General features: G+C 70.3%; 11 protein-coding genes and 1 tRNA gene. 7 read left to right on the top strand and 5 right to left on the bottom strand.

The window, feature by feature from the left end:
• Positions 1-27: 27 nt before the first annotated feature.
• Positions 28-498 carry a RidA family protein gene (locus OJ254_RS07540; protein WP_265361729.1) on the bottom strand — a complete coding sequence of 157 codons (471 nt, stop codon included), beginning with the start codon at positions 496-498 and terminating at the stop codon, positions 28-30.
• Positions 495-665 (bottom strand): Sp36 family protein, encoded by a 171-nt coding sequence (gene sp36, locus OJ254_RS07545; RefSeq protein ID WP_261956499.1) that lies wholly within the window; start codon positions 663-665, stop codon positions 495-497. The genes OJ254_RS07540 and sp36 overlap by 4 nt, the downstream gene beginning before the upstream one ends.
• 187 nt (positions 666-852) lie before the next feature.
• Here sp36 and bagA point away from each other — a divergent pair, with 187 nt between their 5' ends.
• Both bagA and bagB read left to right on the top strand, forming a co-directional pair.
• Positions 853-1,833, top strand: a complete 981-nt coding sequence (bagA, locus tag OJ254_RS07550) for an ATPase BagA (protein ID WP_265361730.1) — start codon at positions 853-855, stop codon at positions 1,831-1,833.
• Complete coding sequence (gene bagB / locus OJ254_RS07555) at positions 1,830-3,167, top strand: ATPase BagB (RefSeq protein WP_265361731.1); 1,338 nt, start codon at positions 1,830-1,832, stop codon at positions 3,165-3,167. Before bagA ends, bagB begins: the two co-directional genes overlap by 4 nt.
• 154 nt (positions 3,168-3,321) lie before the next feature.
• Here the strand turns inward: bagB and OJ254_RS07560 are convergent, their stop codons facing one another.
• Positions 3,322-3,663, bottom strand: a complete 342-nt coding sequence (locus OJ254_RS07560; protein WP_030412585.1) for a WhiB family transcriptional regulator — start codon at positions 3,661-3,663, stop codon at positions 3,322-3,324.
• Between the two features lie 639 nt (positions 3,664-4,302).
• Between OJ254_RS07560 and OJ254_RS07565 the strand changes: the two genes are divergently transcribed.
• Positions 4,303-6,498 (top strand): transglycosylase domain-containing protein, encoded by a 2,196-nt coding sequence (locus OJ254_RS07565; protein WP_265361732.1) that lies wholly within the window; start codon positions 4,303-4,305, stop codon positions 6,496-6,498.
• Between the two features lie 248 nt (positions 6,499-6,746).
• Here the strand turns inward: OJ254_RS07565 and OJ254_RS07570 are convergent, their stop codons facing one another.
• On the bottom strand, positions 6,747-7,211 hold the full coding sequence (locus tag OJ254_RS07570; RefSeq protein WP_265361733.1) for a GatB/YqeY domain-containing protein: 465 nt from the start codon (positions 7,209-7,211) through the stop codon (positions 6,747-6,749).
• A 217-nt stretch (positions 7,212-7,428) separates the two neighbouring features.
• Here OJ254_RS07570 and OJ254_RS07575 point away from each other — a divergent pair, with 217 nt between their 5' ends.
• From OJ254_RS07575 to OJ254_RS07585, 3 genes are all read left to right on the top strand, one after another.
• Positions 7,429-8,355 carry a metallophosphoesterase gene (locus OJ254_RS07575; protein ID WP_265361734.1) on the top strand — a complete coding sequence of 309 codons (927 nt, stop codon included), beginning with the start codon at positions 7,429-7,431 and terminating at the stop codon, positions 8,353-8,355.
• A gap of 318 nt (positions 8,356-8,673) precedes the next feature.
• On the top strand, positions 8,674-9,402 hold the full coding sequence (locus OJ254_RS07580; protein WP_265361735.1) for an integral membrane regulator: 729 nt from the start codon (positions 8,674-8,676) through the stop codon (positions 9,400-9,402).
• Positions 9,403-9,413: 11 nt separating this feature from the next.
• Positions 9,414-9,488, top strand: a tRNA-Pro gene (locus tag OJ254_RS07585).
• Positions 9,489-10,021: 533 nt separating this feature from the next.
• Here the strand turns inward: OJ254_RS07585 and OJ254_RS07590 are convergent.
• Entirely contained in the window at positions 10,022-10,723 is a 702-nt protein-coding gene (locus tag OJ254_RS07590; protein WP_341483772.1) for a DUF6333 family protein, read from the bottom strand.
• A gap of 208 nt (positions 10,724-10,931) precedes the next feature.
• On the opposite strand from OJ254_RS07590, the gene OJ254_RS07595 reads away from it, so the two are divergent.
• Positions 10,932-13,301: an LAETG motif-containing sortase-dependent surface protein gene (locus tag OJ254_RS07595; protein WP_265361736.1), complete on the top strand. Its 2,370-nt coding sequence runs from the start codon at positions 10,932-10,934 to the stop codon at positions 13,299-13,301.
• Positions 13,302-13,901 lie beyond the last annotated feature (600 nt).

A 13,901-nucleotide genomic window follows, 5' to 3' on the forward strand; every position in this document is an offset into this window, starting at 1 on the left:
CGTCCCGGCGGCCGGAACCGGCAACGCCTACGCCTCGTCGGCGACCTCGACCTGGATCTCGACCTCGACCGGCGCGTCGAGCGGCAGCACCGCCACACCCACCGCGGAGCGGGCGTGCACGCCCTTGTCGCCGAGGATCTCGCCGAGCAGCTCGCTGGCGCCGTTGAGGACGCCCGGCTGGCCGGTGAAGTCCGGCGCGGAGGCCACGAAGCCGACCACCTTCACCACGCGCCGGATCTTGTCCAGGTCGCCGATGACGGACTTCACGGCGGCCAGCGCGTTGAGCGCGCAGGTCGCGGCGAGCTGCTGGGCCTGCTCCGGGCTGACCTCGGCGCCCACCTTGCCGGTCGCCGGCAGCGCGCCGCCCACCATGGGCAGCTGGCCGGAGCTGAAGACGTACGCGCCGGAGCGCACCGCGGGCTGGTAGACGGCCAGCGGGGGCACGACGTCCGGCAGCTTCAGGCCGAGTTCCGCGATCTTGTCCTCCGCCGCGCTCACGCCTTGTACTCCTGCTTCTCCCGCTTCATGTAGGCCACCAACTGCTCGGGGTTGTTCGGGCCCGGCACGACCTGGACCAGTTCCCAGCCGTCCTCGCCCCAGGTGTCCAGAATCTGCTTCGTCGCGTGCACCAGCAGCGGCACGGTCGAGTATTCCCACTTGGTCATGGGCCGAGCGTAATGCCTGTCCGGTGCGGTGGCGGACGCCGTCCACCGCGGGCCGCCCGGGCCCGGGCCGGGCCGTCCCCTACGGGACATCCCTGACCCGGCTCCGGGTCCGGCACGGACGGATCTCCGGGTCTTCCCAGGCGTATCCCGTGCGTAGCCGCGACGCGGACTGGTTAGGCTCCTTTGCGTGAGCAGGCTCCATGTCGTCAGCGGCAAGGGCGGCACCGGCAAGACCACGGTCGCCGCTGCCCTCGCCCTCGCCCTGGCCACCGAGGGGCGCCGTACCCTCCTGGTCGAGGTCGAGGGCCGGCAGGGCATTGCCCAGCTGTTCGAGACCGAAGCGCTTCCCTACGAGGAACGCAAGATCGCGGTGGGACCAGGTGGCGGCGAGGTCCACGCCCTGGCCATCGATGCCGAACGCGCCCTTCTGGACTACCTCCAGATGTTCTACAAGCTCGGCAGCGCGGGCCGGGCCCTGAAGAAGCTCGGCGCGATCGACTTCGCCACGACCATCGCCCCCGGCCTGCGGGACGTCCTGCTGACCGGCAAGGCGTGCGAGGCGGTCCGCCGCAAGGACAAGCAGGGCAGGTTCGTCTACGACGCGGTGGTGATGGACGCCCCGCCGACCGGCCGCATCACCCGCTTCCTGAACGTCAACGACGAGGTGGCCGGTCTCGCGAAGATCGGCCCGATCCACAATCAGGCGCAGGCCGTGATGCGGGTCCTGAAGTCACCGGAGACCGCGGTCCATCTGGTGACGCTCCTGGAGGAGATGCCCGTCCAGGAGACCGCGGACGGCGTCGCCGAGCTGCGCGCCGCCGGCCTCCCCGTCGGCGGCATCGTCATCAACATGACCCGTCCCGCGCTGCTGGACAACGGCGATCTCGACCTTCTCGCGGCCCGCGGGGCACGTGCCGGCGTCGCCAAGGCGCTTTCGCAGGCCGGGCTGGGCGGGGCCCGCCGCGGCGGGCTGGCCGACCGGCTGATCGACCCCCTGCTGGAGCAGGCCCGCGAGCACGCCGAGCGGGTCGAGCTGGAGCGCGCCGAGTACGCCGAGCTGACCGCGATCGGCCTGCCCACCTACGAGTTGGAGCTGCTCCCCGAGGGAGTGGACCTCGCCGGGCTGTACCAACTGGCCAGAGACCTGCGGAAACAGGGGCCCATATGACCTCCGACGACACGACGCTGGACGCCTCGGCCCCGTGGCTGGAGGTCGACGCACTGCTCGACGACCCGCGCACCCGCATCGTCGTGTGCTGCGGTTCCGGCGGCGTCGGCAAGACCACCACCGCCGCCGCCCTGGGCGTGCGCGCCGCCGAGCGCGGCCGCAAGGTCGTGGTGCTGACCATCGACCCGGCCCGGCGGCTGGCGCAGTCGATGGGCATCTCCGAGCTCGACAACGTCCCCCGCCGGGTCAAGGGCGTGGACGAGGCCGCCGGCGGCGAACTGCACGCGATGATGCTGGACATGAAGCGCACCTTCGACGAGATCGTCGAGGGCCATGCGGACGCCGACCGGGCCCGCGCGATCCTGGAGAACCCCTTCTACCAGTCGCTGTCGGCCGGTTTCGCGGGCACGCAGGAGTACATGGCCATGGAGAAGCTGGGCCAGCTCCGCGCGAGCGACGAGTGGGACCTGATCGTCGTCGACACGCCCCCGAGCCGCTCCGCGCTGGACTTCCTGGACGCGCCCAAGCGCCTCGGCTCCTTCCTGGACGGCAAGTTCATCCGGGTCCTGATGGCGCCCGCGAAGGTCGGCGGCCGGGCCGGCATGAAGTTCCTGAATGTCGGCATGTCGATGATGACCGGCACGCTCAGCAAGCTCATGGGCGGTCAACTCCTGCGCGACGTCCAGACGTTCGTGGCCGCCATGGACACCATGTTCGGCGGTTTCCGCACCCGCGCCGACGCCACGTACCGCCTGCTGCAGGCCCCCGGTACGGCGTTCCTCGTGGTCGCCGCGCCGGAGCGGGACGCGCTGCGCGAGGCGGCGTACTTCGTCGAGCGGCTGGCCGCCGAGCAGATGCCGCTGGCCGGCCTGGTGCTCAACCGCGTGCACGGCAGCGGCGCCGCCCAACTCAGCGCCGAGCGGGCCCTGGCCGCCGCGGAGACCCTCGGCGAGGGCCTCACGGAGGAGGACGGCTCCGATGGCGTCCACACCGAAAATAATCTTGAACCAACCGGCATTGTGGATCTCGACGGCGGGAAGGATGCCTCCGGTACCGCTGGCGGCCTCTCCCCCGCTGCCGCGGACCCGGTAGCACCCACCTCCGCCTCGGCGGCTCAACTGGCCGCCGGGCTCCTCCGCCTGCACGCGGAACGTATGCAGGTCCTCGCGCGCGAACGGCGCACCCGTGACCGCTTCACCGCGCTCCATCCCGAGGTCCCGGTGACGGAGGTCGCCGCGCTGCCCGGCGACGTCCACGACCTCGCGGGCCTGCGCGCCATCGGCGACCGCCTGGCGCTGGACGGCACCACAACGGACCCCGACACCGACGACTGACCCGACGACTCACGACCGCCGGCCGAACCGACGGCTGAACCACCGCAACGGCTGAACCACCGCCCGAACCACCGTCGACGCACGCACCGAACCACACCCGGGCCCAGCGCCCAACCGGCCCTGTTCCGCCGGCCGGTGCATCCCGGCCGTCCGGCTATCCGACCGCGGCGTACTCGTCGAAGGTCTCGTCCTCGCAGTCCATCGGCAGAATGCCGGTGCTGCGCTCGTATTCCGTGCGCGCCGTCTCCAAGAGGCGACGCCATGACGTCACGGTCGGGCGGCGACGCAGCAGCGCCCTCCGCTCCCGCTCGGTCATCCCGCCCCACACGCCGAATTCCACCCGGTTGTCCAGGGCGTCGGCCAGGCATTCCGTACGCACCGGACATCCGGTGCACACCGCCTTGGCGCGATTCTGCGCCGCACCCTGAACGAACAGTTCGTCCGGATCGGTAGTGCGGCAGGCTGCCTGTGCACTCCAGTCGGTTACCCAGCTCATGCTGGCGCCGTCCTCTCCCGAATCGAGGCTCCCCCACGGCGGCAAACGGCATATTCACCGTTGCCAGTTGAGGACGTTACGGCGGGCGGACAGGGCGCAACACCCCCTTCGGGCCCAATCTTGAATGGCCCGAACGGACTATGCGTACGCGGCAGATCACCCAACGGAGTGACCGTGCGGCATACGTCACATAGCGCATAAGGCGGGACAGTTCGCCGCCCTGACACGGGGTTTCTGTGGGCACACGCGGACGCGTGGGGGCTCGGTCCGCGAGGAGTAGGGGTTGACGAACTGACGCGTAACCATTCGGCTGTGGCAGCTGAGTACAGGCTAAGCGAACAGGTGCGCCCCTGTCCGGCGAATGGGAACCTCGGCACCTCACGTGCGACGCGACCGCGCCCGTACGGCCATCGAGGGATCACATCCGGCCGAGCACGGAGATCGGATCCGGCCGGATCCGGAGATCGACTCGGGATGCCCCCGAGGTCACGCACGGCCCGGGGCGGAAACCCGAGCGGGTCGCCGCCGAGGTCGTCGAGGTCACGGCCGCACCACCCCGAGGTCACCACCCGGTGTACGAGCGGCCCCGCACCCCCCGCTCCGTCCGCACGTATGTGGCAACGGATTAGGCTGCCTCCCATGGCTAAGAAGCGCGATGGCGGGGGTCTGTCCACGACGCAGCGGACCGCCAGGTTCCTCGGTGTCAGCGTCCTGGCCGGAGCGGTGCTCGCCGGTCTCGCGCTGCCGGCGGCCGGGGCGCTGGGCCTCGCCGCCAAGGGTTCGGTCGAGGGCTTCGACGAGATCCCGGCGAACCTCAAGACGCCACCGCTCAGCCAGCGGACCACCATCCTGGACTCGGACGGCGGCGAGATCGCCAAGGTCTACTCCCGCGACCGCACGGTCGTGAGCCTCAAGAACATGTCGCCGTACATCCAGCAGGCGATCGTCGCCATCGAGGACGCCCGGTTCTACCAGCACGGCGCCATCGACGTGAAGGGCATCCTGCGGGCGCTCAACAAGAACGCCCAGTCCGGCGGCGTCTCCCAGGGCGCGTCGACGCTGACCCAGCAGTACGTGAAGAACGTGTTCGTCGAGGAGGCCGGCGACGACCCGGACAAGGTCGCGCAGGCCACCCAGCAGACGATCGGCCGCAAGGTCAAGGAGCTCAAGTACGCGATCCAGGTCGAGAAGGAGCTCGGCAAGCGCAAGATCCTGCAGAACTACCTCAACATCACCTTCTTCGGCCAGCAGGCGTACGGCGTCGAGGCGGCCGCCCAGCGGTACTTCAGCAAGCACGCGAAGGATCTGAACCTGGAGGAGTCGGCGCTGCTCGCCGGGATCGTCCAGTCGCCGAGCCGCTACGACCCGGTCAACGACCCGCAGGAGGCCACCCGGCGGCGCAACACCGTGCTGCAGCGGATGGCCGACCTGAAGGACATCACCCAGGAGCAGGCCGACGCGGCCGCCAAGAAGCCGATCAAGCTGGCCATCAGCCGGCCCAAGAACGGCTGCATCACCGCCACCGACGGCGCCGGCTTCTTCTGCGACTACATCCGCAAGGCCTTTCTCGGCGACAGAACCTTCGGCAAGACCCGCAAGGCCCGTCTGAAGCGCTGGGACCAGGGCGGCCTGACCATCCGCACCACCCTCGACCGACAGACCCAGAAGTCGATCCAGGCCTCCATCGCCAAGCACGTCTACGAGGACGACCAGGTCGCCACCGCCGCGACCATCGTGGAGCCGGGCACCGGCAAGATCCTCGGCATGGGCCAGTCGCGGCCGTACGGCTTCCGCGGGAACCAGACCATGATCAACCTCTCGGTCGACCACAACATGGGCGGCGGCGCCGGCTACCAGCCCGGTTCGACCTTCAAGCCGGTGATCGCGGCGGCCGCCCTGGAGCAGGGCACCAGCCCCGAGCAGGAGTACCCCTCGCCGTACCGGATGCCGTACCCGAGCCCGGTGCAGACCTGTGACGGCGAGTGGAACGGGAGCGGCGAGACGACGCAGAACGAGAACCGGAAGGAGGTCGGCCCGTACGCCATGAAGGAGGCGACCGCGAAGTCGGTCAACACCTACTTCGTGCAGCTGATCAGCGACATCGGCATCTGCCCCGCGGTCAAGATGGCGCAGAAGATGGGCATCGAGCGGGCCGACGGCAAGCCCCTGCAGCAAGTTCCGTCGATGACGCTCGGCGTGCAGGAAATGTCTCCGCTGACCATGGCAGCCGGTTACGCCGCCTTCGCCAACGGCGGCGAGTACTGCTCCCCGGTCGCCATCGAGTCCATCACCGACGCCCGCGGCCGGTCCCTGAAGGTCCCGCAGACCAGCTGCCGTACGGCGATGTCCAAGAAGACCGCGGACACGATCAACACCCTCCTCAAGGGCGTCGTCGAGGACGGCACCGGCAAGGAGGCCGGTCTCAGTGGCCGGGACAGCGCGGGCAAGACCGGCACCACCGACAGCCGCTACGCCGCCTGGTTCGTCGGCTACACCCCGAACGCGGCCGGCGCCGTCTGGGTGGGCGACCCCCAGCACCAGCGCAAGATGTACAACATCACCATCGGCGGCGTCCCCCACGACAAGGTCTACGGCGCCGACACCCCCGGCCCCATCTGGCGCGACGCGATGACCGGCGCCCTGGCCGGCCGGCCCGCACCGGCCCTGCCGACCGTCCCGATCGGCGACCCCGACAAGGGCAAGGGTTCGGGCGACGACAAGGGCCCCGGCAAGCCCAAGCCCGGCCGCGGCCACGGCGGCGACAACAAGCCCGGCGGCGGCTGGCACCTCCCCGGCTGGCCCGACATCCTGGGCGGCGGCAACGGCGGGTGGTGACGCCCCGGTTGGCGCCCGTCTCCTGAGCCCCAAAGACGACCGAGGGGCCGCCCCAGCACCGGCTGGGGCGGCCCCTCGTCTTCCACCGCGGGCGTCCGCAGGCGTCCGGAACCTCCGCCCGTACACCGCGGGTGAGGACCTCCGCCCGTGTGCCTCCCGGCAAGAACCTCCGTCCGACCCGCTCGGCCGGCCAGGACTTCCGTCTCCGGGGCCGCTCAGGCGTCCAGGACTTCCGTCCCCGCCGACACTCAGCCGGCCAGCAGCTTCTTCACCATTCCGGCCACCCGGCCGCCCTCGGCGCGCCCGGCCACCTTCGGGTTGACGATCTTCATGACCGCGCCCATCGCCTTCGGCCCCTCGGCACCGCTGCCCTTGGCCTCCGCCACCGCCGCCGCGACCAGCGACTCCAGCTCCTCGTCGGTCAGCTGCTTGGGGAGGTAGTCGGCGAGCAGCTCGCCCTCGGCCCGCTCCCGCGCGGCCGACTCGCTCCGGCCGCCCTGGTCGAACGCCTCCGCGGCCTCCCGGCGCTTCTTCGCCTCCCGCGCGATGATCTTCTCGACCTCGCCGTCGGACAGCACGCGCGCCTCCGTGCCCGCGACCTCCTCCTTCTGGATCGCGGTCAGCGTGAGACGGAGGGTGGAGGAACGCAGCTCGTCGCGCGCCTTGATCGCTTCGGTGAGGTCGTGCTGCAGCTTGGACTTGAGCGTGGTCATGCCGTCGAGTATGCCCCCACCCACCGACAACCGCCGCGCCTTTTCCCCGCGCCCGCCGCGAGCCCACGACCGCTGCCGGCCCCCGCCGGCCCGCCGGGCCCCCAACCCTACGCGCCGGCGCCCGCCCGCATCGGCACCTCCCGCGCCGACACCCGTCCGCGCCCCGCCCGTCCCTCCCGGTGTACCGACCCCTCGCCACTCTGCAACGATGGGAACCATGCGCGCGCGATACGGAGTACCCCTGACCCTGACCGCAGTCGGCGCGGCCGGCCTCGCCTACGCCGCGGGCTACGAAGTCCGCTCCTTCCGCCTGAGGCGGGTCACGGTCCCCGTACTGCCGCGCGGTATGCGCCCGTTGCGCGTCCTGCAGGTCTCGGACATCCACATGGTCAGCGGCCAGCGCAAGAAACAGCGCTGGCTGCAGTCGCTGGCCGGGCTGCGCCCCGACTTCGTCATCAACACGGGTGACAACCTCTCCGACCCCGAGGGCGTCCCGGAGACCCTGGACGCGCTCGGTCCGCTGATGGAGTTCCCCGGTGCCTACGTCTTCGGCTCGAACGACTACTACGGCCCCAAGCTCCGCAACCCGGCCCGTTACCTGATCGAGCGGGTCCAGGGCCGCCACGGCCTCAACGGCAACGCTCCCGTCGTGGGCGCCGTCCACAACCCGTGGGAAGAACTGCGCGACGCCTTCGACGCGGCCGGCTGGGTGGGCCTGTCCAACACCCGCGGCCGCCTCAAGCTGGAGGGCGTCGAGATCGCCCTCACCGGCCTGGACGACCCGCACATCAAGCGCGACCGGTACGCCGAGGTGGCCGGCGGCCCCGAATCCGGCGCCGATCTCTCGCTGGCCGTCGTCCACGCCCCGTACCTGCGCTCCCTGGACGCCTTCGCCGCCGACGGCTACCCGCTGATCCTGGCCGGCCACACCCACGGCGGCCAGCTCTGCATCCCCTTCTACGGGGCGCTCGTCACCAACTGCGACATCGACACCGACCGGGTCAAGGGCCTCTCCACCCACACCGCGGGCGGCCGCACCTCCTACCTCCACGTCTCCGCCGGCTGCGGCACCAACCGCTACACCCCGGTCCGCTTCGCCTGCCCCCCGGAAGCCACCCTCCTCACCCTCACCGCCCGCGACTGAGGCGTACGGCTGATCCCCGGCGGCTTCCCCGACCGGCCGCCGCCGGACCGTACGGACGGGCCGTACGGACGGATGGACCACCGGGAGGGGGCGGGGCGAACCGCCTCATCTCCCTCCGGATGAGGAAACCGGCCACCCTGTCCGGGAGGAACCACCCGGGGAGCTCCCTCCAGGGGGAGCCACCTCGGGACCTCCCTCCAGAAGGCACCACCTCGGGACCTCCCTCCGGTCGACCATCCGAACGGCTTCCCTCCCCGCGCGCCAAACCGGCCGAAGGGCCCCCTCCTCCTTGCGGCCCCCTCCCCCTAACGTGGAGGAATGTCCGACCCCAACCGGACCTCGCAGTCCACGCGCCACGCCACCGGTCCGGCCGGCGCCGCCGCCCGGACTCCCGCCGCGGCCGTCGCCCCCACGACCCGCCACCCACTGGCCGCCGTCTACCGCCTCCTGATCACCGCGGCCGCCCTGACCGGCCTGGTCCTGGCGGCCGTCGCCACCCCCGGCCCCGCCCGCCTGCTCGCCTCCTTCACCGCACAGGCCAACCTCGCCGCCGCCCTGGTCGCCGCCGCCTCGGCACACCGCGCCTGGACCGGCCGCCGCCCCCTGAGCCCCGGCCTCACCGGTGCCGTGCTCTCCTTCCTCACCCTCGTCGCCGTCCTCCACCACCTCCTCCCCGCCACCTCCACCACCGTCTTCGCCCTCCCGAGCCCCGCCCCCGGCACGCCCGCCCACCCCCTCTCCCCCTTCCTCCTCACCACGCTCACCCCGCTCGCCGCCCTCGCCGACTGGCTCCTGCTCACCACGCCCCGCGGCTTCCGCCCCCGCCACGCCTGGCAGTGGCCGGCGTACCCCCTCCTCTACCTCGCCGCCACCCTCGCCCTCCCCACCCCGACCGGCGCCCGCCCGGGCAGCCTCGCCACCGCCCTCACCCTCGCCCTGGCGAGCTGCCTGCTCCCCGTGATCACCATCGCGATCGACCAGGTCAGGCCCTCCCCACGTCTCTCCAGGAACCGGATTTCGCCTACGGGGATCGGTCCGCTAAAGTAGAGCTCGTTGCTTCGGGTGTAGCGCAGCTTGGCAGCGCGCTTCGTTCGGGACGAAGAGGTCGTGGGTTCAAATCCCGCCACCCCGACTGAAGGAACACCAGGTCAGGGGCCTGATCCGCTGAGCGGGTCGGGCCCCTGACCTGTTCCCGCAGACCGTTGGGGAGCCATGTGGGGGCCAACTTCGGGAACCGCTCCCGAACTGCCCCTACTGACGCGCAAGCTGCCGCGCCCGTAAGAGGTCGTTGAGCTCCGGGAACAGTGACGTGGGGCACACTACCGGGCTCACCACACCCGGACGCGGTGCACGCCACGCCATCGGTCCGGCCTTGGTGGTGTCAGCGGCATCACTTCCCCGTTCCCCCGGCCCTGGCCACGGGGCAGAGTGGCTCCCCGAAGGTGCGGGCCGGAGCAGCGGACTTGATCGAGACTCGTCCGGCATCAGCGGTCCAACGACCGTCCTCTACGAGGCACTTGGCAATGGTGCTGTTACGTATGCATGCGAACGCCGGGGCCCGAGGCCTGAGCATGCACCCGTGTTCCAGGCCGTCGCCATGGGGAGGCGCGTGCGCTCAGGCAAAAACCAGCGCGGCCGCGCACTGTGCCCGAGAGGGGCGGTCCCCTCACACGTCAGGGAGCCAGATCTCTTCCATCAGGGCCGTCGCGGACTCGGTGTGCCGGACCCGGAACACCGACGTGAGGAGATCGGCACGACCCCAGGGGTCGTACCGTCCCAACGCGAGACGCGACAGCCCCTCCCAGTCGCTGTAGCGGGGATCGTCTGACAGCTCGACGTCCTCTTCCTCCAACACCTCGGGAGTGATGCCGAGGGCGTCCAGGACGGCTTGTAGGTCACCTGTGAGGGTCCACGGCTCCTCACCGGGCCACCCTTCGGAATGCAGCAGCGGAACGCCGGGCACGATGATGACGTCCTCGGCGTGGGTCTCCCCGCAGTCGACATGCGCCGACCCGACGATCCGAGCCCCCGGATACCGGTCACGAAGTGCCGTGGCCTGGCCCCGCACCGGGCGGGCAGTGCCGTTGTCCGCCAGGGACGGATCCGATATCGCGAGCACATTGCCCCAGCAGCCGACCCTGATGAAATCCAGGTCCTGCCGCGTCGCCAAAGCCATCGGTTCCGCAGCCGGTGCCGACTGCACCTCTTCAAGGACCTCGTCGACGGTCCCGAACGCCTCCGCGAACTCCCGTGCCCGCACCGGGTCATGCGCGGCACGTACCGGTCCAGGGTCGGAGAAGGGGGCAGGACGAGGGTGATGGTGTGGTCCCCGGACCCCCAGACCCTGGAGTCGGGCGGGCAGCTCCAGAAATCATTGTCACTCATCACGCCACCGTAACCGCCGCCACCGACATCCTTGCCACGGTGGCGAGTTCAGGACACGCCGCGCCGAATCGCCTTGCGGAGTACGTGAGTTGGTCACCTAGGGTGGGCGGGCTTGGCGGCGTCAACGACCACGGGGGCCCCTGACGCCGCGCACTCAGAGACCCACCTCTGGGCTCCCTACGGAGAACCACGTGACCCATCCGATACGGCCGCGTCGTCTGCGTGCCCTGGGACGCACGGCGATCGCGCTGGCCTGTGCCGGCATCCTGTCCTTAACCGGACTGCCGTCCCTTCAGGGCACCGCGGACGCGGCGCCGAAGCCGCCGGCGAAGAAGAAGCAGGAACTGTGCGAGGACATGTTCGGCCTCCAGCACGTTCCTCCCACTCCGATCGACAAGATCCCCTGGGACAAGCCGGTACGCCCCTCCAACGAGTGGGACGAGTACTTCTTCGACTCCCAGCGCCAGGCCATGGACGGCGTGATCCTGCCAGGGAACACCCCTGCCGAACAGCAGAAGGTCCTCAATGCCCTCGAACACGGGCCGGAGGGCTACAAGGAAGGCGACCCGCGCAAGGTCTGGGCCTCCTACAAGCGGTTCCTGGACGACGCCGGAGGCAAGAACAAGTTCGGCAGCTTCCACAATTGGCTCAACGAGTCCTATCTGGAGATGGCTGCCCGCGGCGGCCGTGGACGCGCCTTCCACAAGAAGGTCGTACAGGACCTCGGGCTGACCGGGCCGGACTGGTACTGCGAAGAGGACGTCCAGTACACCGACAAGGACGGCAACAAGCGCTACCGCCGGTACGACGCCGTCAACTACAAGACCGGCGACCGGGTCGAGATCAAGTCGGGCGGCAACCACACGGGGGGCCAACGCCCCAAGGACCGGGCCGTCCTCAAGGCGGACCCGAAGGTACGCCTGCGGCCGATCTTCGGGCAGGAACAGACCGACGAGACCCGCAAGATGTACGACAGGCTGGCCAAGGAGTTCGGCAACGGGCCCGACGGCCGGCCCCGCATCATCCGCTACGAGCACCGGTCCACTTACCACGCCCGCTACAAGCCCGGCCGGTTCAGCAACTACGACCCGTACATGAACCCCAACCCGGGCAAATACACCGGGTCCCGTGGTGGCGGCAACGACCAGATCAACCGGTCCGTTCCCACGCCCAAGGAGGCCAGGGAGCAGTTCGAGCGGGGTCGTCGACTCGGCAATTCCGGTCAGCGAGTCCGCGGACCGGGCGGCGTGGACTTCACCACGCTGGAGCTGAAGTACGTCGGAAAGCCCGTCAAGGGCCAGGGCATGGACTATTCCTTCTCCGCCAAGAAGGCCGACGAGGAGACCAACCCCGGTTACGGCGGAAGGGCCAAGGCCCAGCTCATCTCCGACGCGTTCTTCACCTGGCTGGCCCTGACCCCGGAGAAGTTCTGGGTCAACCTCAACCCGGACCAGCCGGACAAGATCATGGACAGCAAGTTCGGCAAGACCGACGCCGGCCGCGTGCTGTTGGAAGCCGACCTTCGGATGAAGCACGACTTCTACAAGGCCATGGACCCCAAGACGGACCTGGGGAAGCGGTACTGGGCAGCCCTGCCCAAGGAGAACGGCAAGCCGTGCATGCCGGGCCTGCGCAACTGGATCGAGCCCAGGCCCGCCAAGGTTCGCGAGCAGGACGGCGGCATCTACATCCTCGACGCACCGCTCGGCCTGAAGTCCACCGCGCAGAAAACCATCACCCAGGGCCCCGGTGAGCCGATCTGCGACCCGGACCAGGCCACGATCAAGCGGGCCCAGGCCGTCATCGACCGCATGATCGTGCCCGCGGTCGAGAAGACCATCAACACCGCCCCCCAGTACGCGGACCTGCGCCGCGTCTACACCTCCCGGGTGGCGGCGGAGTGGATCCGCCGGCAGGACGCCAAGGCGCCCACCGACTACCGCAAGATCATCAACTCCGGAGACGTGGCGAAGTGGCCGCTGCGGGCGCCGAACCAGAAGTGGACGCGCGAGGGGGTCTTCAACCGGTACGTGAAGATCTTCAAGGAGGGTGAGTTCCGCTACGAGGTCCCCACCGGCGGTACCACGCAGATCTACATCGTGGGCGGTGTCGACTTCTCCAAGTCTCCCAAGCGCAACATCACCCGCCTGCGTTTTCAGGCCCAGCACCGGAACCTTCCGCGCACCACGAAGACGTCCGTGCACACCATGACCGACGACGCCGAGAACCAGGACACCCTGTTCCTCGGCGGGAACACCGCGGCGAAGGCCACCGGAGACGGCAGCGGGGACAAACCCACACCTACCCCTACCCACACCGGCAAGCCGGGCGAACCGTCGACTCCTCCGGCCACCCACACGCCGGACCCGGGCACGAGCACCCCGCCCACCGGTGACGGCGGGGCAAGCCGGCCGCCGGCGAACGGCCCGGGCGGTGACCTCGCTCACACCGGATCCGACACCCCCGTCGGCCTCATCGCCGGTACGGCCGCGGCCCTGGTCGCTGCCGGTGGCGGGCTGATGTGGTGGATGCGCCGCCGGAAGGCGGCGCCCGAGAGCTGACCCGGCGCCACGCCTGGAACCAGCACCACGGTCCCGCATCCTCTGGGTGCGGGGCCGTTCCGTTCCCGGCGCCCGGGAGGCGCTCCGCGCCACGCTCAGCCAGCGCTCCCGCCACGAACTCCCGCAAAAGCAACGCCGCGCCATTCGGCGCCGGTCCCTCCCCTCGTGGGGACCGGTGCCGAACAGCGCGGGCGGCGTGATCCGCGCCCCCCGTACCGGCGCGGATCCGGGAAGGGCCGGACCCTGGTCGACGCGCGGCGGCAGTCCGGGCCGGGCCGGCTCCTCAGTCCTCGTGCTGAAGGGGCCGGGAACAGGCGTCAGGAGTTGTTGCTCCGAGAACTCCGAGAACGCCCGGAGCTCCAGTGCTCCGAGAACTCCGGTGTTCCGTGAACGCCGACTGGTCCCAGTAGTGGTCCGGAACTCCGAGTACTTCGGGTGCTCCGGGTACTGCGTCGGTGGCCTGGCCTTTCCCGGCCGGGCAAGGCCCGGGTGCTGCGCCGCTGGTTCGGGATACTGCCAGTCGTGGGTCCCGGCGAGGAGATTCCGGAGTCGGGCCGGGGGCTTAACCACAGGTCAGCCAGCTAAGGTGAGTTTTCCGGT

The organism is Streptomyces endophytica (assembly GCF_026153355.1).
In the GTDB taxonomy this organism is placed as follows: domain Bacteria; phylum Actinomycetota; class Actinomycetes; order Streptomycetales; family Streptomycetaceae; genus Streptomyces; species Streptomyces endophytica.

Excerpts from the sequence above, each read along its gene's own strand:
- sp36 (WP_261956499.1), bottom strand. The coding sequence starts at position 665 with ATGACCAAGTGGGAATACTCGACCGTGCCGCTGCTGGTGCACGCGACG.
- bagB (WP_265361731.1), top strand. The coding sequence starts at position 1,830 with ATGACCTCCGACGACACGACGCTGGACGCCTCGGCCCCGTGGCTGGAG.
- OJ254_RS07560 (WP_030412585.1), bottom strand. The coding sequence starts at position 3,663 with ATGAGCTGGGTAACCGACTGGAGTGCACAGGCAGCCTGCCGCACTACC.
- OJ254_RS07565 (WP_265361732.1), top strand. The coding sequence starts at position 4,303 with ATGGCTAAGAAGCGCGATGGCGGGGGTCTGTCCACGACGCAGCGGACC.
- OJ254_RS07570 (WP_265361733.1), bottom strand. The coding sequence starts at position 7,211 with ATGACCACGCTCAAGTCCAAGCTGCAGCACGACCTCACCGAAGCGATC.
- OJ254_RS07575 (WP_265361734.1), top strand. The coding sequence starts at position 7,429 with ATGCGCGCGCGATACGGAGTACCCCTGACCCTGACCGCAGTCGGCGCG.
- OJ254_RS07580 (WP_265361735.1), top strand. The coding sequence starts at position 8,674 with ATGTCCGACCCCAACCGGACCTCGCAGTCCACGCGCCACGCCACCGGT.